Source organism: Streptomyces sp. NPDC093097 (assembly GCF_044754325.1).
In the GTDB taxonomy this organism is placed as follows: domain Bacteria; phylum Actinomycetota; class Actinomycetes; order Streptomycetales; family Streptomycetaceae; genus Streptomyces.
This window is the reverse complement of the sequence record NZ_JBIVOW010000005.1, coordinates 314,845-336,204: the sequence shown is the minus strand read 5'-3', so window position 1 is coordinate 336,204 and position 21,360 is coordinate 314,845. Positions and strand designations below refer to the sequence as shown.

Below are 21,360 nucleotides of genomic sequence, written 5' to 3'. Positions count from 1 at the left end.
GATGTGGATACGTCGTGTGAGCAGGTCCGCTGGGCGGATCCTGCGAGCAAGTCGTACGAGGGGGAGTGGACTTGGGGGATGTACCGTTCCGGCGTGCTTGCCCGGCAGCCACCGGTGGTGACGCTCGGCGGCGTCGCGCCGGACGGCGTTCATCTCAGCGTGGCAGGGACGGCCCGCGGCCGCCACGTGAGGGCGTGAGGGGGGGCGCGGGACGGCGCGACGGCCGCGCGCCATGAGTGCGGACGAGGCCGGCCGGTGCGCCTCGGCGCCCGGGCCGGCGCCTTCGTGCCTGGGCCGGTAGCACCGTGTGCCTGTGCCTGCGCCTGTGCCTGTGCCTGGCGTCGCCGACCGGTCACTGTTGGTGGTGGTGCCACCGGGCGTCCAGCTCCGCCCACTCCTTCTCCCACTGGGCGTAGCGCCGGCGGTCCAGCAGCAGGATGCCGGCCTTCTCCGCGCCGAAGAACAGCAGTCCGGTACCGGAGGCGACCACGGTGCCGACCACGACGCTCTCGGCCAGGGTGTCCGCCGGGGTGCCGGGGTTCCGCACCAGCATCCCGTTCCGGTCCAGCCAGACGGACGTCCGGTCGCCGACGTGGACGCCGCTGGGCACGGTGGTCTCTCCCGTCCGCACGGTGTGGCCCGGGCCCGTCCAGCGCACGATGGTCCGCACCCGTCCACCGGCGCCGTTCCCGCTCTCGATGCTGATCTGGGTAGCGGGTTCCTTGGCGACCACGGCGGTGGCCGGGCGCCATTCGGCGCTCTCGCGGTGCGCCGCGGCGTCCACCGCACTGCCGGCCGCGACCCCTGCCGCAGGGGCAGCTACGGCGATGAGTACTCCCGTGGCCAGGACCAGCCAGGACTGGGCCACGTCCGTGCCCCGCCGGAGGGGACCGTGCCGCCATGGCGGACGGGGCTTCGCAAGAGGCATCACGCACCCCCTTCGCCTGCTCTACGAGCGTCCCACACCTGGGCGCCGGCTCCCACACCACAGCGGATCGCGGCAGTCGTCCGCCCTGCGGAAAGGGACGGAACGGCCGATCGTGGGAAGGGAACCGTACGGGGAGAGGAAGCCGTACGGGCGCGCCACCAGGCAAGCGGCGCCCGAGCAACGGGAGCCCGAGCGAGCGATCGGAGTGTCGAGAACATCCTGTCGAGTCTTCGAGTCTTCGAGTCTTCGAGTCTTCGAGTCTTCAGAAGTGGGATCCGTAGGGAAGCGTCGTGATCACCGCAGTGCGCCTGCCGAGGCGCCACGCCACGCGCTCGGCGAAGCCGGGGCCGTCACGGGAGCCGCCCAAGCCGCCGGCCGTGCCGCCGTCCCCTGCCTGGCGGCGCTGGCTGCTGCCGATCATCCTGCTGGTGGTGTTCATCCTGCTGCTCAGCCGGGCACACCAGCCGACGACCCACTCCCTCGCCTACAGCGCGTTCCTCGGCAAGGTGGACACCGGGAAGGTCAAGACGGTCGACATCGACGACAAGGGCGGCATCACCGGGAAGCTCAAGGACGGCCGGGAGTTCACCACCCGGATCCCCACCGCACTGGGCAACACCGGGCTGGAACAGGAGCTCCGCACCAAGAACGTCGACATCACCGCGTCCAGCAGCAGCGGGGGCGCCAGCTGGGTGGGACCGCTGGCCGCCCTGCTCCTGCCGCTGTTCCTCCTCGGCGCGCTGTTCCTATGGACCGGGCGGCAGGCCGCGCGCACCCTCAGCGGCGGGCTCAGCGGCATCGGCCGCTCCCGGGCCAAGATCATCGAGGCCGAGCGCCCGACCACCCGCTTCGACGACGTCGCCGGGTACGAGGGCGTCAAACAGGAGATCAGCGAGGTCGTGGACTTCCTGCGCCACCCGGAGCGGTATGCGGTGGTCGGCGCCAAGGGGCCGCGCGGGGTGCTCATGGTCGGGCCGCCCGGCACCGGCAAGACGCTGATCGCTCGGGCCGTCGCCGGTGAGGCCTCCGTACCGTTCCTGTCGGTGACCGGATCGGCCTTCGTGGAGATGTTCGTCGGCGTCGGTGCCTCCCGCGTCCGCGACCTCTTCGACGAGGCCCGCAAACGCGCGCCGTCGATCATCTTCATCGACGAGATCGACGCCGTCGGCAGCCGCCGCGGCGGTATCCGGCTGGGCGGCAACGACGAACGCGAGCAGACCCTCAACCAACTCCTGGCCGAGATGGACGGTTTCGACCAGAGCAGCGGCATCGTGGTGCTGGCCGCCACCAACCGCCCCGAGGCCCTCGACCCGGCGCTGCTGCGGCCCGGCCGCTTCGACCGGCACGTCACCGTCCCGCTGCCCAACCAGTCCGAACGGGCGGCGATCCTGGCCGTCCACGCCCGCGGCAAGAAATTCGCGCCCGACGTCGACTGGAACATCATCTCCCGCGCCACCCCCGGCTTCTCCGGCGCCGACCTCGCCAACCTCCTCAACGAGGCCGCGATCCACGCCGTCCGCGCCGGCGCCGCGGTCATCACCGCCGGGGACCTGGACAGTGCCCGGGACCGGGTGCTGCTGGGACGCCGCGAGACCTCCAACGCGCTGCTCCCGGAGGAGCGCCAGGCCGTCGCCGTCCACGAGTCGGGGCACGCCCTGGTGGCCGCGCTGTGCGAACACGCCGATCCGGTCGCCAAGGTGACGATCCTGCCCGCCGGTCCCGCGCTCGGCGCCACCGAGCAACTCCCGGAAGCCGAACGGCACCTCTACAGCGAGGGCTTTCTCACCGACCTGCTGACCGTCCGGCTCGGCGGCCGGGCCGCCGAACTCGTGGTCTTCGGCGAAGGCTCGACCGGCGCCGCGGACGACCTGGCCGGTGCCACCCAGATCGCCGGCCGCATGGTCCGCGACTTCGGCCTCTCTCCGGCCCTCGGTCCGGTCGGCTACGCGACCACCGGCACCGCACAACGGCTCGGCGAAGAGGCCCCCGGCGACTCTCTGCACCGCCCCTACTCCGAGCAGACCCAGCGCCTGATCGACGAGGAGGTCGCCCGCCTGGTCCGGCAGGCCGAACAGCGTGCCACCACCCTGCTCCGCGACCACCGCGCGGCCCTGGACCACCTCGCCGACCTGCTCACCACCCGCGAGACGGTCGACGGCTCGGTCGTCCTCGACGTCCTGCGGCAGCAGCCGGGGCTACCGCCCGCCGGTCACCCGGACTGACCTCCCGGGCCTCCCCGCGTTCCCCGGCCGGAGTGCGTGCTCATCCGAACGCCGTTGCCACGCCGGGCAGTTGCCGACCCGACCCGATCAGTCGCGTTCGGCGGCATGCTGCGTGCGGGCCCGCAGGAGCGCGGCGTCGAAGTCGCGCTGGGTGCCGTCGCACCAGTGCAGCAGATCGGCGAGGACGCACTGCAGGGTCTCGCCGGGGCTGCGGCGCCACCCCTCCGCGGACAGCGTGTACACCCGCAGGACCTCTTCGGCTCGTTGCACCGCTGTCTCGCGCCCATCCGCTCCGGTCATGGTCACCCTCTCGTTCGTCACCCAGAAAAAGTACAATGGATTGCAACTTTTTAGTAGAGTGCAACCAGGCAAGGGGCAATGACGGCAGGCGACCGGCCGCCCCGCAGGGCACCCACAGGAGGACAGGAACGATGGCGACGGCCTCGGGGGCGCTGCGGACGGTGACCGCCACGCAGTACGTCCAACCACTGCGGAGCGGCGGCTCCGTGCCAGGCATCGTCGAAGCCGACGACCTCGGGACGTACGTGGTCAAGTTCACCGGCTCGGCACAGGGCCGCAAGGCACTCGTCGCCGAGGTCATCGTGGGGGAACTGGCCCGCCGACTGGGGCTGCGCGTACCGGAGTTGGTCCTGGTGCGCTTCGATCCCGACGTGGCGCGGAACGAACCGCACGAGGAAGTGCAGGACCTGCTGCACGCCAGCGCCGGGCTCAACCTCGGCATGGACTACCTGCCGGGAGCCGTCGACTTCACCCCAGGCACCCTGGACGTCACCCCGTCCGAGGCCGCCGCCATCCTCTGGCTGGACGCCTTCACCGCCAACGTCGACCGGACCACGCACAGCCCCAACCTGGTCACCTGGCCGCCCGCCGGCCACCACCGGCCCCGCCTGTGGCTCATCGACCACGGCGCCGCGCTCGTCTTCCACCACCGCTGGCACACCGCGGCGGACGCGGTGGGAAAGGCGTACGACGTCCGGCACCACGCGCTCGGCCACGGCCGATCCGAACTGGCCGCGGCGGACGCCGCGTTCGGCCCACTGGTGACCGAGCGGCTGCTGCGCGAGGTCGTCTCCGCCGTGCCCGACGCCTGGCTCACCGGCGAACCCGGCTTCGCCTCCACCCAGGAGGTCCGCGACGCCTACGTCGCCCACCTCACCGCACGTGCACGGGACTCCGCCCGCTGGCTCCCGCCCGCGACGCCGTGACCGGAGCCCTGACGCTCACGCGACCACCGACCACCGACAAGCGGGCCTCCGGGCCGAACTGCGCCGTAGTGGCCGAGCGCTGGACCTGGCTGCGGATTTCGGCCGGGTGCTCTCTCCGCAAGTGGGGGACACTGCAAGGAGTTTGGGTCGGTGAGGTACCTCATTCAAGGCTCAGGGAATCGATTCTCCTTGAGCTGCGCGGGTGAATTGCCGAGCGTTCCTGGGCGCCGTGGGCAGAGGGGAGGTGCACATCCCTCGCGACACAAGGCAGGCCAGGATGAAGAACACCCGAATCTCCGTGATCGCGCTCCTCGTCGTCCTCGTGGTCGGTGCCGGAGTAGCCACCGCCCAAGAGGGCGGTCGCGGCACATCAGGCGCCAGACGTGCCCTCCAGGTGACCTACACCGAGATCGTCGGTCCCTCGGTATCGGTCCCGCCCGGAGAGGACCGCTCCACCGCAGCTTTCTGCCCGCCCGGCACATCTCCCACCGGGGGCGGCGGGGAGTTCGAAAGCAACCCCCTCCAGACCCATCTGTCCAGTACCGAAGCCGATATCAATTCCTGGACCGTAACGGGAGCCAACCTGGGGTCCGTCCCCGTCGATCTGCACGCCTTCGTCGTCTGCGCCACCGGCTAGGGCCCCGGCCGAGCCCGCACCGACCGAAGAGCGACCGGATGTTGACGGGCCGGGGCGGCTACGTGGCGTTCAGGGCAGTCCTGTCGATACGGTCGGGCTCCGCCGGTGGACGGGAGCGCCATGAGGATCGTCGTCATCAACCACGTCATCGCCAGCTATCGGCCCCACCGCCCGACCGGAACCCACCCCGGAAGACAGGGGATTCCGCGGTCCGCAGACTGCCGGCGACGTGTCCTCTCGGAGTCGGCCACCGCCAGAGGCAGCGCTCCAGTCATGCCCTGAGACGGTCCCGATGTCCCCGCCCGGCATCCGCATAGCGCAGCAACGCGCCCGTACCGCCACGGAGTTGGAGCAGCCAGGCCGGGACGAGGACCAGCTCCGCGCCCGTTCCCACGAGGGCGCGGGCGAGGGCGGCGTCCGCCTGTTCCCGGCGGACCGCCCGCACGCCGTACGACCGCAGTTCGCCCTCGGTCAGGGCGAGTTGGACCGGATCCGGCCCCACCCACAGGGGTAGCGATGCCGAGCGGTGGCGCTCGTTGAGGAACAGTGCCCTGACCTGGCCGCGCTGGAGCGCCGAGACGGTGTCCGGCAGTCCCTCGGTTGCCGCCCCACCGTGTGCCCGTTGAGTGAGGAAGGCCCCGACGAGGGCCTGGTCGTGCGCGGCCAGCCGCCCGCGGAACAGGCGGTCGAGCAGGTGCTCCAGCAGGCCCCGTCCGGGCCGCGGCGCGCCGCCGGCGTCGACCGCCGTGACCCGGTCGCGCAGTCGCGGGGGCAGCCGGCGGGTCAGGATGCCGCGTGCCCAGGTGTCACCGGTGAGGATCAGGGTCTCGGCGTCGAGCCGGTCCGCCTGCTCCGCCAGCCGCCGGCCGAGGCGGGCCGCCGCACGCGGCCAGTCGGCGATCGGGATCCGCTCGTCGAGGCGTTCGCCGGGCGTCACCTTCGTCAGCGGCCACCGGCCGGCCTCGGACTCGACGTGGACGGTTCCTTCGGCGTCCAGGAAGTGCCGTCCCGTGTAGTGCACATAGACGGCCAGGTACGGGATCTCCGGTGCGTGCTGGGCGATCAGCGGCATGGTGTCGGGCAGCGCCCCGAAACGGGCGGAATCCCGGCCCGGCGGTTCCGGAAGCTCGCCCTGGAGCACCAGGGTGCCGTGCGCGGTGAACAGGGCCTGGCCATGCGTCCCCGGTATCTCGGCGTCGCACCCCACCGTGCCGGCCACCGCCGTGATCGCACCGTCGTCGGCACCCTCGGTCACCAAGAGGTCCCGCAGCCGTCGCCACCGCAGCGCGAGGGCCGCATCCGGATCGCCGACGGCGCCGTCCCGCGAGGTGTCCACGTAGACGGACGCGAACGGGCCCGGTTGTCTGTAGAGCGGTTCGAGGAAGGTCAGTCGCATCGCCACCACCACGACGCCGCCAGCGCGGCACTCCCGCCCCTCACCTCCAGCATGCGCCCGCCCGGCCACCGCGAGCGAGAATCGAGAGGAGGGCATCCGTGCGCGTGCGGGCCCTCACCAGGGCCCGCACCCCGCCCCGAGCCGGAAGGTGAGCTCCCATGATGTATTGGTACGGCCACGATGGCGGTTGGGGATGGATCGCCGCCACGATCGGCATGATCCTGTTCTGGGCGTTGGTGATCACGGTCGGCATCCTGGTCTTCCGCGCCCTGACCCGCTCGGGCCGGTCCGGCGACGGCGAACAGAGCCACCGCCCCGCCAGTTGGAGCGCCGAGGCACCCCCGCCCGGCGGGCCGCCCGCCGCCGAACAGATCCTCGCCGAGCGCTACGCCCGCGGTGAGATCGAGGACGAGGAGTACCAGCGGCGACTGGACGTGCTCCGCTCCTCCGAGGGCGGCCCGGCTCGCCCCCACGCCGGTCCGGCCCAACCCCCGAGCGGCCCGCCGCCCCCGCAGGGCGGTGCGACGCAACCCCCGAGCGGTCCGGCGTATCCCCAGGGCGGTCCGCCGAGCCCGGGCACGCCACCGGGGCAGTGACCCAGCGCTTCCCCGTCGCCCGCTCCGCTCCTCAGTGCAGCTCCGCCTTGAGGATCACGATGATCAGGCCGAGCACGAGGTTGACGGCGCCCGAGGCCACCACCAGGCGGACCGAGGCACCGGCGCGGTGCGCGGCCCAGGTCGCCCAGCCGACCTGCTCGGTCACGGCGACGGCCAGCGCAAACCATGCGGTCGCCGCCAGGTCCAGCCCGAACAGCGGGCTGATCGCCACGGCGATTGCCGGTCCCACGGCTGCCTGCGCGATCGGCCACTCATGGCCGGCCACGTGCATGATCTGGGCCCAGGTCGGGTGGGGGTGCGCCTTGCAGGCCCGTGGCAGCGTGCGGACCATGGGGGTGAACGCGCGCGCGGCGCGGCACATCGGCCAGGGCCTCAGGCACCGCCCTTGGCGCCGCGGGGAACGGCGAAGGCGGTGAGCCGCGCGCAACCCGGCGCGAGACCGGCCCACCCGCCGGGCAGTGCCAGCACCGCGACCGCCGAGGTGGGGAACTTCTCACCGGCCCGCGCGAGCGCCTCGTCGTCACCTGCGCCGGCCAGCGAGAGGACCAGGTCCTGCACGCCCGGTTGGTGCCCGATCAACAGCACCGTCCGCCACCGTTCCGGGACCGCACGGACCACCTGGAGCAGTGCCTCCGCACCCGCCTGATAGACCCGCGGCTCGAAGACCACCTCAGGCGCCGCGGGCGCGGCAGGACGCGCAGCCGCCGGCCCGGACGCGCGAGCTGCCCGCGGGGCGTCCGCCGTACCGCCGGCGACGGCTGAGGCGGACGCACCGAGTTCCGCCGCGACCTTGTCCCACGTCTCGCGGGTGCGCTGGGCCGTCGAACAGATCACCAGGTCGGGGGCGCAGTGCTCCTGCCGCAGCCACCGCCCGGCCGCCAGGGCGTCCCGACGGCCCCGGCCCGCGAGCGGCCGTTCGTGATCGGGTACGTCCTCCGGCCAGGCCGACTTCGCGTGCCGGAGCACGATCAGGCGACGGGGGTGCACATCATCGGGAGCATTCATCGAAGAACCGACCTCAATCGAAGAGCCGACCGCATGTCACAGGACCACTGAGGATCACTGGATCACTCTCGGGCCGCCGGCGCCACCAGCAGGTCCGTCCGCCGTGCCGCGGACCGGCCCGCCGGAGTCCGCCGCGGAGGCATGCGGGGACGCTCTGCCGTCGTGTGTCACGTCTGCCCGCGGTGAAGTGGCCTGCCGCGCAAGGCGCTTGGGCGCCGGCGTGCGGCCCCTTTCACCTTCGTCGCTACCCCGTCGCACGACGTTCGTTCCCATGGCACCGGAGCGTCCCGCCGCTATGAGGCCGCCCGCCCGCGGACCGCAACTACGCGCGCCGGCGGGGAAAAACAGTGGCCCGGCCGCCTCCGCCCGGGAGAAGGTGCCTGCCGTTCCACGGCCGCCCGTGGGCCGGTCACGGGCGGCATCCAGGAGTTCCACGAGGAGAGGGGCACGGAAACGTGATGACTGGAGCGGCACCGACGGTGGGTGGCGAGGTGAGCGTCACGCTGACGAAAGCGGGGCGTACCAAGGTGCGCTACCCCTCGACCGTCGTGAGCGACGACGGCATACGCGCTGTGGTGCGGGCACGGTGGGCCAGGCCCACGGCCCGGGACTTCGGGTTCGTCCGTTTCGAGCCGGGCGACGTCTTCACCGAGCACTACTGGCGTGACCGCTGGTACGCGGTCAAGGAGGTGCGGGCCGCCGACGGCACGGTCAAGGGCTGGTACTGCGACGTGACGCGCCCTGCGCAGGTCGGTCCCGACGGCATCGTCGTCGAGGACCTGGACCTGGATCTGTGGCAGTCCGCGGACGGCAGACGCGTGCTCCGCCTGGACGAGGACGAGTTCGCGCAGAGCGGCATCGAGGAGCGCGACCCGGACGCGGCGGCCCAGGCATGGTCTGCCCTGGACACGCTCGAAGAACTCGCCCGTGCGGGGAACTTGCGCCACCTCTGCGCATGAGCAGCAGGGCCTGAGTCCTGCGTTCGCGCCGGCGCTGAAGCCTGTCCGGCGCCGGCCGCTGCCCCGTGTGCAGCCAGGCAACCGGCTCGACTTGCCGACCCGACCAGGTTGTGCCAGGCACCGTGCTGTCGTTGCCCGGGCCGGGGTGCGATTGCCGGGGCGGCAGGGCGGGATCAGAGTGGGAGGGAGGTGGAAGGCGTGGGCGCGTTCGCAACGGAGGCGTACCGCAATGACTGAGGCACTCTCCCGCCGGGAGCGCTTTCTCCTGGCACAGATCGAACAGGACCTGCGTGCGGAGGACGAGGTGTTGGACCACCGCCTGACGACGATGCGTTGGGACGCTCCGCCGCCGCAGGAACCACTGACCGCACAGCCCAACGGCCCCCCGGGCACCGGCACGCTGGGAGCCATGCTCCAGGGCCTGCTGGCCAAGGCCGCCACGGCCGTCACAGCCGTCGTGGTGTCGGCGTGCGGGTCGGTCTGGGGACTGGCACTTGCCTGCCTGGCCCGCATCGTCTGCCGGTGGTCGCGGCCCCGGAGCGTCCATGACTGGGGACCGGGCGACTGAACGCGCAGACACGCACGTGCGCCGTCGCCCGGTGATCGATCGTGCGGATACCGATGCCCGGCGATCGACTGCTGGTGATCGGGGCGGTGACCGGCGACCGATACGTGGTGTCCGGCGAGCAGCGGCTGGTGGGCGGGGTACGGCCCGGTCCGCAAGGCCACGGGAAAGGGAGCGACATGGAGATGTTTCCGACGCCGCCGTCGATCGAGGGGCTCACCGCGGTGGTGACAGGCGGGTCGCGGGGACTGGGCCTGCTCATGGCCCGCGAGCTGATGACCCGCGGTTGCGATGTCGTACTGCTCGCGCGTGATGGCGACGAGCTCCACCGGGCCGTCGGCCGGCTCACCCCGTGGAGCGCGGGGTCCGTGCGCTATGTCGTCTGCGACGTGCGGGACAAGGACGCGGTCCAGGAGCGCATCGACGAGATCGCCGCGGAGAACGAGCGCCTGGACATCGTCATCGCCAACGCCGGCATCATCCAGGTGGGACCGGCCGATTCCCTCGGCACGGAGGGGTTCCACGACGCGATGGACGCCATCTTCAACGGCACCCTCAACACCGCCTTCGCCGCCCTGCCCCATCTGCGACGGTCTCCCGCGGGCGGGAGACTGGCGCTGGTCGGCTCGGTGGGCGGACTGCTGGCGGTACCGCACCTGCTGCCGTACTCGTGCGCCAAGGCGGCGGTTGCCGCGCTGGCCGAAGGGCTGCATGCCGAGGAGTCGCCGCACGGTGTCACGGTGACCGGGATCCATCCCGGGCTGGTGCGGACGGGCTCGCACCTCCACGCCCGCTTCGGCGGCGACCGGCGGCGCGAGTACGCCTGGTTCCAGGCACTGGCCGGCGCGCCGGTGCTGTCCATGAACGCCGAACACGCGGCGGCACGCATCGTCTCCGCAGTGCAACGCCGAAGCCCCCGGATCGTCCTCACCCCGGTCGCCAAGCTCGGGGCACTGGCGCACGGCCTGGCGCCGGCCACCACGACCCGGGTGACCACGGCCGTGGGCCGGCTGCTGCCCAGCGGCGGCGGCCCCGGAACGGCCGAAGGGATCGAGGTCCAGGCGCAGGACCAGGCACCCACCCCCCGCTTCCGGGGCTGGCTGGGAGTGCTCAACGAACGGGCCGCCGACCGCTTCAACCAGCGCGGCCGCCACGACGGCACCGGAACCTGAAAGCCCACCGCCGACTCGTCGCGGCACGCCACGGCGACTCACCCCGACGCCCCGGCGCGTTGACGCGCTCACCTCACGGGACTGCGACAGCATGAGCGGCGTTCTCCCGGGCCCAGGGAGCGTCCGGGCGAGCGTCGTCGGCGAATCGGGGCGGAGTGGGGAGAGCGCGCGAGACCCGGTCGCAGCGACGGCTTCAAGGCCCTGCGGCCGGGTCTCCTTTCCAGCTTTGCATGCCTGGGCCGCCGCGACGACGAACGGACCGCGGCGCGGGCCGCAACAGCGGCGGCGACTCCACCGTGACCAGCCGGACACGGTTCGCGTCGGCTTCCCGACCCCTCACGGGCTTCACCGGCCAAGAGCCCGCCGCAGTTCCTCCTTGTTCATCGACGACCGGCCGTCGAGGTGGCGCCGCTTCGCCTCCTCGTACAACTGGTCCTTCGTCGGCCCCTCGGCGCCGCGGTGCGAGCGTGCGCCGCCGCGCTGCGAGGCGGACTTGGGGCCCTGGAGGGAGGCCCTGCTCGCCGTCCGGGACTCGCCGGCGCGGGCCCGTTCCTTGTTCACCGTCCGCGCGGCGATCTCCTTTGCACGCTCGGGGGACGCGCCCCGTCGCTCCGCGCTCTCCTTGATGTGCTCGTACTGGCGCTCGCGCTTCCTGCTCGAACCGGCGGGCATCACGACCTCCTCGCACTACCTGTGGTTGCACTGTCCTGGGCGGCGACATCGCCGGCGCCGATGGACGTCCGGGGCGCCGCCCTGCAACGGGCCGGCGCCGGTGTCGCTCGATGCGGTACGGGGCGACTGCGCCCCGCGCATGCCGGGCGTGCGCCGCCCGTATCAGTTCAGCGCCGATGAGGGGGCGGCGCTACCCCAAGCGGCCTGAGGAAGCGGTGGGGCGACCCCGGGGCCGGTCGGCGGGACGTGCGGGCATCCGCGGTTGTCCGACGCACAGGGCTGGACCGTCCGCAACGCGGGGCCGAACGCAGATGCGCGGCGACGGGCGCAGAGCGCCGCACGCGTCAACGAGGCGTCGACAGGACCTCGAAACCGCTCAGCTGCTCCGGCTGCTCGTCACGCACCTCCACGTGCGCCACCTCCGCGGCCGGCGGCCCCTGGTGTGCCCAGTCGACCATCCGCGCCACACCGTCCTCGGCGCCTTCGAAGACCGCCTCGACCTCCCCGCCGGGCAGGTTGCGCACCCACCCCGAGACGCCGTACCCAAGAGCGTTTTGGCGGCAGGAGTCCCTGAAGAAGACACCCTGCACCCGTCCCGACACGATCACGTGCTTCCGCACCATGGGCAGGACTGTAGAACAAGGGGCGCGGACCGGGGACGATCCCCGTCCCCGGCGCGCCCGCCCGGGCCAGGAGCCGCATGCGAGGGCGGTCCCGGCCCACGGCCCTTGGACGACGGTCCGTCAGGGCTGGGTGACGGCCCGCGTCACGTGCTTGCGGTACGTCGCGTCGAGATCGCGGACCTCGACGGAGGCGTGCACCGTCAGGCCCGCCACCGACGCCGTCGCCGTGTGGGTGCGCACCAGGTCCAGCGTCACCTCGCTCAGCGTGCTCTTGGCCTCCGCGGTACGGCCCGGCAGGATCGCGAAGTCGACGTGGATCAGGACCTGTTGGGGCTCGCCATGGGCGATGGCGATGTCGTCGATGCAACGGAACCGGGTCTTGCAGCTCTCGATGGTGATGCCGTCGACGGTCTTCGCGGCGAGCGCGTGCAGTTCGCGGGCGAAGCGTCGGCGGTCGAGGATCTCCCGCAGTGTGGCGTCGTAGTCGACGGTGATGTGCGGCATGTGGGGTCTCCTCCCCGGGGTGGAACGATGGGTGGATCGGGGCAGCCCAACGGTAACGGACCCCCGGTGTCGCTTTCGGGGTTCGGGCGGCGGCTGGGAAGGTGGGCCGATGCCCCCTACCGGTCGGCGGGGGAGGGGGCCGCGGGTGCCTCGGTCGCGGACGGTGCGGGTGTCCCGGCGGGCGCGGGTCTACCGGTCAGCCGCCGGAGCAGCGCCGGATTGGCGAGCATGATCGCGTTGCCGATGAGGATCAGCGCGACGCCCGCCAGATCCCGGGCCGTCCATGTGAACCTCTCGAAGACCGTGGACAGCAGCAGCGCCACGATGGGGAAGAGCACCATCGCGTACGCGGCGCGCTCGCCGCCGATCCTGCCGGGCAGCGTGAGATAGGCGCCGAAGCCCACCACCGACCCGAAGACCGCGAGAGAGAGCAGCGAACCGGTGTACGTCAGGGTGGGCCGGAACGGCGCCCCGTGGCCGAGGAACGCGGCGAACGGTGCCATCAACAGTGCCCCGTAGGCCATGGAGTAGCCGGTGCCCTGCACCACCGGGACGCCCACTGCCTGGGTCTTTCCGGAGACCACGTTGCCCAGGCAGAAGACCAGGGTGCCGAGCGTACTGCCCAGCCCGCGGGTGGGATTGTCGTGGCCGCAACGGCTTCCGAAGGGAGCGTGCGGGCTTCGACGAACCCCGGTATCAGTCCCGTTCGATGGTCGTCGGGTTGGGGAGCAGTGCCCATTGGTCGCCTTGTTGCGACAGGCGCATCAGCGTGAGTGCCTTCACCGGCAGTCTCTCGGTCCGTAGCGCGTGCAGGTCCGGGCTCGGGGGGAGATCCCGGGTGGCGGCCTCAAGGAGGGTGCCCAGCGTCGCGGCGTTCCCCGCCAGGGGGGCCAGCGCGCCTGTGATCAGGCAGCTGAGCACCTTGCGGCGGAGGACGGAGGGGTCGTCGTTGAGGAGTCGGCCGGTGAGCGGGGGCGCGGGGAGGCCGTGTCGGGCGAGTCGGGCCGGGCTGATCCGGATGTCGGCGAGGTCGCGGTAGACCAGTCGGCGGGGCCACCCGTCGGCGTCGAGGACCGCGAGGAGGTTCTGGCCGTGCGCTTCCAGGGCTATCCCCAGGGCGAGCAGGTCCAGGCAGACGCCGAGGGCCAGGCGCCCGAACTCGGTGCTCCGTGCCAGGCGTTCGCGAGGGGTGTGGGCCTGGAAGTACTGGGGCAGTTCGGCCACGGGGACCACCTGTTCCCCTGTCCCGGCGTACACATACGGTGACTGGCGCAGGACAGCGGCCAGGTCCGGTGTGCCCGCCCCCGCTGCGGCCAGTGTGCGTGCGATGTGCAGGCGGCCGTCCAGGCGGTCCGCGACGCGCTCGACGACCTCGCATGTGGCCAGGGCGCAGTCCACGGAGTAGGCGGACAGGTCCCGTACCGCGGAGGTGAGTTGTGTGCTCAGTGCGGTCTTGACGTGCGTCTGTGTGTCGAGGGCGAGGGTGCGGAGGGACAGCAGGGGATGGGCCTGCGGCCCGGGCAGCAGCGTCCGGCCGTTCAGTACGTGTGCGGCCTGCCATGGATGCACCGGGATCAGCGTGGCGTCTCCGTCCCGCAGTGGGGAAGGCCACGGGCCCCGCACCACCGCCCCCGTCACGGGCGCGAACCGCAAGGCCACCACCGGCCGGTGCTCGGGCGCGTAGGCCAGCTGCTCGGTGGCCGAGAAACCGGGTCGGGACCGGCAGCCGGGATGGTAGGGATGGCCGTCCGGCGACCGCTGTTCCCACTCCCAGGGCGCCACGGGCGGCCCGGCCGGACGAGGGGCCGTCCGGGACAGTGCCAGGGACGCGACGCTGTGGTCGAGCTCGGCGGCGAACCGCTCGCCGCCCGCCACGTGCAGCGCCGTCATCAGCCGGGCCGGATGGTCGTACGGGGTTCCGTCCAGTTGCAGGGCGGTGACCGCTGTTCCCGTCGCCCAGGGATCCGACGGCGGGCCGTGCAGCCGTCGCCCGTCCGCGAGGCGCAGGGTGACACCGTCGCTCCCGACGGCCCGGGTGGCGATCCAGGGCAGCGGTTCATGGACCAGCCCGCGCCACAGGCGGGCCAGCACCGCCGCCCGTGCTCCGGGAAGGGCGGCAAGGTACGCGGAGGTCAACTCGGGGCGAATGCTTGCCAGTTCCCTGGTGACATCCTGCTCGGCGGCTGTATGGCACACGCACGTGTCCTACCGCGCGCCAACCCGCCTCACACATACTGACGGGCGATGAACCCCTACGCCTGCGAAGCCGACGCACTGGCCGTGACGCCGCTGCTCAACTGCCTCCTGCGGGAAGCCGCCGTACTGGCCGGGGAACCGGTCGTCGCCGGCCGCGCCGTCCACCGCCTGTGCGCCACCGGCCGGATGCTGAGCGTCCGCACCGGCCACCGGCCCTCCGCACCCCGGCTCTGGACCGGCGGCGCCTGGCACCCCCTGCGCCATGCCGACCTCGTCGATCTCACCGTCCAGGAGATGCGTGCGGTCACCGGACGCGCCAACGCCGTTCTGGCCGCCGAGATGGCCGACAGCCGTAGGGCAGTTGAGGCCCTCCTTGCGGCGCGTGCCCGCCGCACCCCGCCCGAGAGCCTGTGGTTGCGCTCCGAACAGGCCCTGGTCATGGGCCACCCCTACCACCCCGCCCCCAAGGCCCGCAGCGGCGGCGGCCCGCCCGAGACCTGGTTGCGCTACACGCCCGAGACCCGTGCCCGTTTCCCCCTCGTCCTGCTCGGCATACGCGAGGACGCGGTGCTCGACGAGGGCGACACCCGCTGCCTGGACGCCCTGGGCCAGGCTCCTTTGGGCTTTCGGCTGCTGCCCGCCCACCCCTGGCAGCTCGATCTCACCCGGCACCTGCCCGCGGTGCGCGCCGCCTTCGCCGCGGGCCGTCTCGTCCGGCTGGGCCTCACCCCCTGGGCGGTCCAGGCCACGGCCTCGGTGCGCACGGTCCACGTGCCCGGGAGCCCCGAACGCCCCGGAGCGGTGGGGGACCTGTTCCTGAAGTTCAGCCTGGACGTGCAGATCACCAACGACATCCGGCGGATTCGGGGACACGAACTCAGCCAGGCGCGCCGCGTCGACCCGCAGGTCACCGCGGCCTTCCGGGATGTGGGCGGCCGTGCGGCATGGCTGAGTGAACGTGGGCATCGCACGGTTCGCGGTCTGGAGGAGACCTTCCCCGTCGTCGTGCGCGACGGCCTGGACGGTCATGTGGTCCCGGGAGCCACCGCCGTGCTGGTCGCCGCACTCACCGAGGGCTTCGACGGCAACCCCCTCGACCGCCTCACCGATCCGCTGCCGTGGTGGTCGGCCTATCTGGACTGTGTCGTGCCGCCGGTGTTGGACGCCTACGCCCGGCACGGCGTCGCGGTCGAGTGCCATGCGCAGAACACCCTTGTCGCCGTGGACTTGGACGGCACCCCCGTCCAGGCGGTCTTCCGGGACACCGAGGGCGCCAAGGTGCTCGCCGAGACACCCCGCGAAGCCGCCTGGCAGCGCCTGGTGTACTGCCTCGTCGTGAACAACCTGACCGAGATCGCGAACGCCCTCGTCCACCGCTTCCCCTGGGTTGCCGACGCGCTGTGGCTGGCGGCGCGGCAGAGGTTCCAGCAGTACGACAAGGAGCACGGCCTCCCGGAAGCCGGGGCGCTCCTCACCGCGGCGACGGTCCCCGGCAAGGCCAACCTGCTGTCCCGCTGGATCGACGCGGACGGTACCGATCCCCGCTATGTCTGTGTCCCCAACCCGCTGGCCTTGCCCCTCCGACTGCCAAAGACACCGCATGTCTCACGCCGCCGGTGACGCCGGTGCGACGGCCACCGCACGGGAACACCAGGGCAGTTCCCGTCGTACGCCGCGGCAGCAGGTCCGGTGACCGCTGCCCCGTCCCCTCCCACCCGCTCAGTCCCAGTCCCGCTCCAGTGCGTCCACGCTCGGTGTGGCTCGGCCGATCCGCAGCCGGGCCCGTGCCTTGTCCACCAGTGGGTACTTCTCCCGTTGGGCGCGCACCCTGCTGTTCAGTTCCTCGACCAGCCGCTCGGAACGCTTCTCCACGTCCAACTCGTCCAGGATCCGATCGATCTCGGCCAACAGCGCGCCGTGCAGCTGCCACTGGCGCGGATGCTTCTGCACCCCGTCCAGCAGCAGATGGGCCACCACCTCGCGACTGTCGCGGCTCGCGGCCAGCTCCTGCACCAGCCGCTCCTCCGCCTCCTGCGCGTTGGCGGTGACCTGGGTGGTGATGAGTACCGCGAAGCTCTCCACCGCCCGGGCCATGTGGGCGAAGAGCTCGTGCAGCGCGTCGGCGACCTCCGGCTCGAACAGCGGCTCGTCGGTCCGGGCCTTGGCCAGATCGGTCAGGGTGCGGCAGGTGGTGCGCAGTACCACCGCGGAGATCTCCAGGGCGTCCAGTCCGGTGCGCAGTACGACGCGGGAGAGCAGGCCCTCCTTGACGCGGGGGTTGAGCCGCAGGCTGTCCTCGGCCTGCCGCAGTTCCGCGTCCACCTGCACGATGTCGTGGTCCAGGCGCCGCGCCTCGTGCAGCCGTTCCGCCGCCTGTGCCACCGTCGTGTGGCCCTGCACCTGACGGCCCAGGCTCAGCAGCAGGTCGTGCATCCGTCCGGCGAGGCCCTCGATGGCCTCACTGGCGGGCTGCACCCACAGCGGCGGCACGAACAGCACGTTGAACAGCAGTCCCACGACGGCGCCGATGAGAGTCTCCAGCACCCGGTCCCAGGCCGTCGCCGCCACCCGTGTCGTGGTCACCCCCAGTACCAGCATCGCGCTGATCGCCACCTCCGGCACGAACTCGCCGGCCCGGACGAACCGTCCGATCACCAGCGACGCCAGGATGATCAGCCCCAGGCTCCACCAGGTCAGGCCCACCAGCGAGCTGAAACCGATGGCGATGACCACCCCCACCACCACCGAGTTCACCCTGCGCACGCTGGTGGTGAGTGTGGTGTAGAGGGTGACCTGGACGACGAGGAGTGCGGTGAGCGGTGCGGTCAAGGGCGCCGGCTCGCTGCTCAGCAGCAGGGCGACGACGTAGGAGATGACGGCGGCGATGGTGGAGCGCAGCGTCTGGGCGACCACCGGTTCGGTGTGCCGCCGGACGAGATCCAGCAAGGGGTCGGTAACGTCGCCCACTTTGTCCCCTTCTCCCGTTTTGCTCCGAAGGCAACATTAGGGCCTCGATCGGTATTCGCTTGCGCGGTCCGGCTGGCGTCCGCCGTCCTTCGTGACCTGGGTGGTGCGCCGTGCGCTGCAGCGTCGTGCACTCTCGCGCCGCCCGGCCCTGCTACGTCCCGCGTCGTCGGCGCCGTGTGTACGCCACCGATGGGTTGCCAGTTCCGCTTTGACGGTATTTCATGTATCTCGTCCCCCCTTCGCTTTGGTGCCCGGCAGGTTGATGAAGCCCTGGGGCCATGGCGACGGCGCCCCGACCCGGCCACCCTGGAAGGGCAGCGAGACGCCCGGCGGGACGCGTATCCCCGCCGCCGAATCCACCCGCGCCTCACACCGCTGCCCCGCACCCCTCAGGAGACCCGATGAAGTCCCTTCGCCTGCTCGGTATCGCGCTGCTCGGCCTCGCGCTGGCCACGGCCGTCGCGCGGCCGGTCGCTCCCACCGGCCAGCACGCCGAGGCCGCGGCCGTGGCCGCACACCACACCGTCAACGTCACGGGCGGGGACAGCGGCTGGGGCTAGCCCACGGATCGTGGCCGCCCCGAGACCGCCCACCCCGCGCCATCGGAGGAAAGGTGTCCGAGAAAAACCCCCTGCCCCCGGTTCTCCAGTCGTTCGTCGACGAGCTCGCGCTCTGCGTGGCCACACACGGGGACAAGGGGTCCGCCCTCTTGTGGACCGAGGCGGACGAACACCTCCTTCTCCTGTACCACGTATGGCTGTTGGACCGGATGTCGTCGATGCACGGCGTGCCCGTGTCCGGTGCGCCGGTCGCCGCCGGATCGGAGAGTGCGCGGCTCACCACCGCCCTCGGCCAGGTGCTCGGCCGCGCCGTGCGGGCGTACTACCACGTACTGCCCGCGGGCGGGGCCAGCGAACGGATCGGCTTCGGCGACGACGAAGCCACCCTGAGCGTGGCCGAGGGCGCCTGCCGGGTGCGTCTGTGGCCGATCACGGGCGAGGAGCAGGCGGCTCCGGACCTGCGGTTACGGGAGGGGCAGTCGCTCTTCGTGCCGGGCGGTCACGTCTACGCGGTGTCCGATGTGCACACGCCCACCGTCCTGATGGCGCTTGTCCTCGGCGAGCAGAACTGAGAGCTGGCCGGCGCGTGCCGGATGCGGCAGCCTGACGCGTCCGCCCTGCCGTGACGCGTCGTTCGGTTGCCGTGCCGGGCGCCATCTGCCCGCTTGACGCCGGTCCTCAGCTCCACCAGACGTGGAAGTCGGTGGGCAGCGACCTCAGCGCGGTCAACTCGGCCGCCAGGCCGGGCGCCGACGCCTCGATCCGTTCCCCGTCCACCAGCGGGGCGGAGCTGTAGATCTTGCGCAGCGAGAAGTCCCAACCTGGACGGTCCTTGGGGGCTCGTCCGGCGATGACGTGCAACCGGTGCGGTTCGTAGCGGATCATGGCGCTCTCCGCTCGCGTGGTGGCGCAGGAGTCGAACGCGGTCCACAGCTGCGGATCGGTGAGCCGGGCGAGTTCGGCCGGGGTGAGGGGGGTGTCGTCGAGCAGTTGGCGGGCCAGGCGGCGGACCACCGATACCGGGCCCACGTTGTCCCAGGAGGTGTGCAGCCGTGCCTCCGCGCAGACCAGGTCGACGAGCGTGGCGGCGGTGTCGCGGTCGGCCGACACCGCGCCGTCCTTGAGGTCGAGTCGGGCCAGTATGGCGGCGGGATCGGCGTCGAGACGGCCGGCGGCCCGGCCGCTGCGCACGTAGGAATCGAGATGGTCGAGATTCAGCAGGCCGGGGTGGCCGGTGAGCGGCGAGGGCGGCTGCCCGTCGAGGAGGGCGACGACGGCGCCGGCGTCGATGCCGTGCTTCTCCAGTACGGGCCGGACCGGGGCGGTCCGCACCGACTGCGCGCCGAGGGCGTGATGGTTGAGGCCGGCGGTGCCTTCGAAGGTGTGGCTCATCGGCAGGTGACCGATGTCGTGCAACAGCGCGGCGGCCCGGAGGAGTTCGTCCTCCGGGCGGAAGTGCGCGACCAGCGCGAGGACGCCGAGGGTGTGCTCAAGCCGGGAGTAGGACTGCAGGGTGCTGAGCGTCGAGGCCCCGCCGTGCGCGACGAAGTGCAGGCGCCGCAGCGGTCGGGTGCGCAGCAGGTCGACCTCCACGGGGTTCAGGCGGACGGAGATCCGCCACAGGGGGTCGGTGAACACCGGGGCCAGGCCCACGACATGGGTGGGGACGGGCGAGGCGGCGCCACCCCCGGAGTCCGGCAGCGATCTCTGATCCGTTCGGCTGTCCACCAGTTCACTTTAGGGTGGACGCAGGGCAGGCGGTCGCTGCGGTACAGCCCGGACGCCGGGGGCGGGCGGGTGGCTCAGGCGACGGCCTCGTCCGGGGCCGTTGCCTCCTGCGCGTTTTCCGGGGCGGTGTTGCGGTCTTCCGCCGTCGGGGGGTGCGGCCGCGGCTCGTCCGGGGAGAGCAACCCGCGGGCCGCCGCCGCCACTCCGGCCTGGAAGCGGCTCTCCGCCCCCAGCATCTGCATGATGTCGGCGATGTGCCGGCGCACCGTCCGCAGTGACATGCCCAGCCGTCGGGCGATCGTCTCGTCCTTCACCCCGGCCGCGAGCAGCCGCAGGATCGTCCGGTCGAGGTCCTTGGAGACGGATTCCAGGCCGTCGGCGGCGGCGTCGGAGAACGGCTGGGCCAGGGCCCAGGTCTGCTCGAAGAGGTCACACAGGAAGCGGACCACGGAGGGCTGCCGGATCGCTATCGCGCCCCAGGTGCCGCGGTGGTCGGGGAGGAAGGCCAGTTCCCGGTCGAAGATGATGGCCCGGCCGAAGAGTTGATGTGCGGTGCGGTATTCCGCGCCCATCGCGCCGACCGTCGCCACGTATGCCTGGCTGGGGCTGTTGAAGCGGGCGGTGTGGTGGTAGAGCGTGCGGATGGCGACGCCGCGCCGCAGCAGTTGGGTGTCCCGGGTCAGGGCCTCCTTGAGCACCTCGGGGCGCCGGGCCCCGCCGGGCTGGACGCTGAGCAGCTCCTCCCGGCACTCGTCGGCGGCCCGGTTCAGGGCCGCCCGCACCTCGGTGGGGCCGGGAATCGTGGACAGGTCCGCGCGTGCGCTCTCTAACCCGTTGCCGTAGTACTCGGCCAGCCGGGCGAACTGGTCGTGCACGGCACGTAGTTGAGTCTGCTGCTGATGGATGGATTCCTTCAGGCGGCCGGTGACGACGGCCGCCGCCAGGTGCGGATCGACGGCCCACAGCCGGCCGTCCTCCTCCGGGGCGGGCTGCACCAGTCCGAGGTCCACCAGCTTCTCCGCGGCCCGGTGGACCTGCGCCTCGGTCAGGTCCTCCTCCTGCGCCAACCGGGGTGCCGCCAGGCGGCCGTGCCGTGCCACCCACCGGTAGACGGCGATCTCCGCGGCGTCGAGCCGATGCCCGGTGGCGAGTACGCCATCACCGGTCTGCTGGCCCATTGCATGCTCCTCTTCCGTTGTCCCGCCGGCGCTATGGGACCCGCGGCCTCCCGCGCCCGTGCGCCCGTCCGTCCCCGGACCCGCGCCCGGCCCCACCGACATTTCGTGCGGAGCACCGGATCTTGACTATGCACAGCGTGGGTAATGCCTGTCCAAGACACGTTGAACATCACCCTCATAACCATTGGGCATGGGCGTGAGCTGG

The 21,360-nt window shown here is 72.1% G+C and carries 23 protein-coding genes; 10 read left to right on the top strand and 13 right to left on the bottom strand.

The genetic code is table 11. From position 1 onward, the window contains the following. Positions 1 to 352: 352 nt before the first annotated feature. Positions 353 to 928, bottom strand: coding sequence for a hypothetical protein (locus ACIQE0_RS11665; RefSeq protein WP_366336022.1), 576 nt, complete (start codon positions 926 to 928; stop codon positions 353 to 355). 290 nt (positions 929 to 1,218) lie between these two features. On the opposite strand from ACIQE0_RS11665, the gene ftsH reads away from it, so the two are divergent. Beyond that, complete coding sequence (gene ftsH / locus ACIQE0_RS11660; protein WP_402330899.1) at positions 1,219 to 3,150, top strand: ATP-dependent zinc metalloprotease FtsH; 1,932 nt, start codon at positions 1,219 to 1,221, stop codon at positions 3,148 to 3,150. Positions 3,151 to 3,237: 87 nt separating this feature from the next. Here the strand turns inward: ftsH and ACIQE0_RS11655 are convergent, their stop codons facing one another. Then, on the bottom strand, positions 3,238 to 3,471 hold the full coding sequence (locus ACIQE0_RS11655; RefSeq protein WP_366336026.1) for a hypothetical protein: 234 nt from the start codon (positions 3,469 to 3,471) through the stop codon (positions 3,238 to 3,240). A 110-nt stretch (positions 3,472 to 3,581) separates the two neighbouring features. On the opposite strand from ACIQE0_RS11655, the gene ACIQE0_RS11650 reads away from it, so the two are divergent. Together ACIQE0_RS11650 and ACIQE0_RS11645 are read left to right on the top strand one after the other, a co-directional pair. Continuing rightward, positions 3,582 to 4,376 carry a HipA family kinase gene (locus ACIQE0_RS11650; RefSeq protein WP_402330897.1) on the top strand — a complete coding sequence of 265 codons (795 nt, stop codon included), beginning with the start codon at positions 3,582 to 3,584 and terminating at the stop codon, positions 4,374 to 4,376. Between the two features lie 277 nt (positions 4,377 to 4,653). Continuing rightward, complete coding sequence (locus ACIQE0_RS11645; RefSeq protein WP_366336030.1) at positions 4,654 to 5,013, top strand: hypothetical protein; 360 nt, start codon at positions 4,654 to 4,656, stop codon at positions 5,011 to 5,013. A gap of 271 nt (positions 5,014 to 5,284) precedes the next feature. Here ACIQE0_RS11645 and ACIQE0_RS11640 read toward each other — a convergent pair whose 3' ends face one another. Continuing rightward, on the bottom strand, positions 5,285 to 6,409 hold the full coding sequence (locus ACIQE0_RS11640; protein WP_402330895.1) for a hypothetical protein: 1,125 nt from the start codon (positions 6,407 to 6,409) through the stop codon (positions 5,285 to 5,287). A gap of 158 nt (positions 6,410 to 6,567) precedes the next feature. Here ACIQE0_RS11640 and ACIQE0_RS11635 point away from each other — a divergent pair, with 158 nt between their 5' ends. Beyond that, positions 6,568 to 7,005 (top strand): SHOCT domain-containing protein, encoded by a 438-nt coding sequence (locus tag ACIQE0_RS11635; RefSeq protein ID WP_402330893.1) that lies wholly within the window; start codon positions 6,568 to 6,570, stop codon positions 7,003 to 7,005. Between the two features lie 31 nt (positions 7,006 to 7,036). Here ACIQE0_RS11635 and ACIQE0_RS11630 read toward each other — a convergent pair whose 3' ends face one another. Both ACIQE0_RS11630 and ACIQE0_RS11625 read right to left on the bottom strand, forming a co-directional pair. Beyond that, positions 7,037 to 7,387, bottom strand: a complete 351-nt coding sequence (locus ACIQE0_RS11630; RefSeq protein ID WP_402330891.1) for a hypothetical protein — start codon at positions 7,385 to 7,387, stop codon at positions 7,037 to 7,039. An 11-nt stretch (positions 7,388 to 7,398) separates the two neighbouring features. Continuing rightward, positions 7,399 to 8,031, bottom strand: a complete 633-nt coding sequence (locus tag ACIQE0_RS11625) for a SixA phosphatase family protein (RefSeq protein WP_402330889.1) — start codon at positions 8,029 to 8,031, stop codon at positions 7,399 to 7,401. A gap of 458 nt (positions 8,032 to 8,489) precedes the next feature. On the opposite strand from ACIQE0_RS11625, the gene ACIQE0_RS11620 reads away from it, so the two are divergent. From ACIQE0_RS11620 to ACIQE0_RS11610, 3 genes are all read left to right on the top strand, one after another. After that, the gene (locus ACIQE0_RS11620) at positions 8,490 to 8,990 is read left to right on the top strand and encodes a DUF402 domain-containing protein (protein WP_402330887.1); all 501 of its coding nucleotides are present in this window, start codon (positions 8,490 to 8,492) and stop codon (positions 8,988 to 8,990) included. 229 nt (positions 8,991 to 9,219) lie between these two features. After that, the gene (locus ACIQE0_RS11615) at positions 9,220 to 9,558 is read left to right on the top strand and encodes a hypothetical protein (protein WP_402330885.1); all 339 of its coding nucleotides are present in this window, start codon (positions 9,220 to 9,222) and stop codon (positions 9,556 to 9,558) included. A gap of 176 nt (positions 9,559 to 9,734) precedes the next feature. Further along, positions 9,735 to 10,727 (top strand): SDR family NAD(P)-dependent oxidoreductase, encoded by a 993-nt coding sequence (locus ACIQE0_RS11610; protein ID WP_402331068.1) that lies wholly within the window; start codon positions 9,735 to 9,737, stop codon positions 10,725 to 10,727. A 345-nt stretch (positions 10,728 to 11,072) separates the two neighbouring features. Here ACIQE0_RS11610 and ACIQE0_RS11605 read toward each other — a convergent pair whose 3' ends face one another. The 5 genes from ACIQE0_RS11605 to ACIQE0_RS11585 all read right to left on the bottom strand — a co-directional run bounded on the left by ACIQE0_RS11605 (position 11,073) and on the right by ACIQE0_RS11585 (position 14,722). Next, on the bottom strand, positions 11,073 to 11,399 hold the full coding sequence (locus tag ACIQE0_RS11605) for a plasmid stabilization protein (protein ID WP_402330883.1): 327 nt from the start codon (positions 11,397 to 11,399) through the stop codon (positions 11,073 to 11,075). Positions 11,400 to 11,743: 344 nt separating this feature from the next. Continuing rightward, positions 11,744 to 12,022 (bottom strand): acylphosphatase, encoded by a 279-nt coding sequence (locus tag ACIQE0_RS11600; protein ID WP_366336048.1) that lies wholly within the window; start codon positions 12,020 to 12,022, stop codon positions 11,744 to 11,746. A gap of 120 nt (positions 12,023 to 12,142) precedes the next feature. Continuing rightward, a complete protein-coding gene (locus ACIQE0_RS11595; protein ID WP_402330881.1) occupies positions 12,143 to 12,526 on the bottom strand; it encodes a 5-carboxymethyl-2-hydroxymuconate Delta-isomerase in 384 nt (127 codons plus the stop codon). A 116-nt stretch (positions 12,527 to 12,642) separates the two neighbouring features. Then, complete coding sequence (locus ACIQE0_RS11590; RefSeq protein WP_402330879.1) at positions 12,643 to 13,110, bottom strand: EamA family transporter; 468 nt, start codon at positions 13,108 to 13,110, stop codon at positions 12,643 to 12,645. Between the two features lie 112 nt (positions 13,111 to 13,222). Continuing rightward, on the bottom strand, positions 13,223 to 14,722 hold the full coding sequence (locus ACIQE0_RS11585) for an IucA/IucC family protein (RefSeq protein WP_402330877.1): 1,500 nt from the start codon (positions 14,720 to 14,722) through the stop codon (positions 13,223 to 13,225). Positions 14,723 to 14,770: 48 nt separating this feature from the next. Between ACIQE0_RS11585 and ACIQE0_RS11580 the strand changes: the two genes are divergently transcribed. Next, positions 14,771 to 16,342, top strand: a complete 1,572-nt coding sequence (locus tag ACIQE0_RS11580; protein ID WP_402330875.1) for an IucA/IucC family protein — start codon at positions 14,771 to 14,773, stop codon at positions 16,340 to 16,342. A gap of 99 nt (positions 16,343 to 16,441) precedes the next feature. Here the strand turns inward: ACIQE0_RS11580 and ACIQE0_RS11575 are convergent, their stop codons facing one another. After that, positions 16,442 to 17,689 carry an aromatic acid exporter family protein gene (locus ACIQE0_RS11575; protein ID WP_402330873.1) on the bottom strand — a complete coding sequence of 416 codons (1,248 nt, stop codon included), beginning with the start codon at positions 17,687 to 17,689 and terminating at the stop codon, positions 16,442 to 16,444. A 401-nt stretch (positions 17,690 to 18,090) separates the two neighbouring features. Here ACIQE0_RS11575 and ACIQE0_RS11570 point away from each other — a divergent pair, with 401 nt between their 5' ends. After that, entirely contained in the window at positions 18,091 to 18,249 is a 159-nt protein-coding gene (locus tag ACIQE0_RS11570; RefSeq protein ID WP_402330871.1) for a hypothetical protein, read from the top strand. A gap of 53 nt (positions 18,250 to 18,302) precedes the next feature. Next, the gene (locus ACIQE0_RS11565) at positions 18,303 to 18,821 is read left to right on the top strand and encodes a hypothetical protein (protein WP_366336061.1); all 519 of its coding nucleotides are present in this window, start codon (positions 18,303 to 18,305) and stop codon (positions 18,819 to 18,821) included. A gap of 106 nt (positions 18,822 to 18,927) precedes the next feature. Here ACIQE0_RS11565 and ACIQE0_RS11560 read toward each other — a convergent pair whose 3' ends face one another. Both ACIQE0_RS11560 and ACIQE0_RS11555 read right to left on the bottom strand, forming a co-directional pair. Continuing rightward, the gene (locus tag ACIQE0_RS11560) at positions 18,928 to 19,977 is read right to left on the bottom strand and encodes an HD domain-containing protein (RefSeq protein WP_402330869.1); all 1,050 of its coding nucleotides are present in this window, start codon (positions 19,975 to 19,977) and stop codon (positions 18,928 to 18,930) included. 74 nt (positions 19,978 to 20,051) lie between these two features. Continuing rightward, positions 20,052 to 21,155 (bottom strand): LuxR C-terminal-related transcriptional regulator, encoded by a 1,104-nt coding sequence (locus ACIQE0_RS11555; protein WP_402330867.1) that lies wholly within the window; start codon positions 21,153 to 21,155, stop codon positions 20,052 to 20,054. Positions 21,156 to 21,360: the final 205 nt, after the last annotated feature.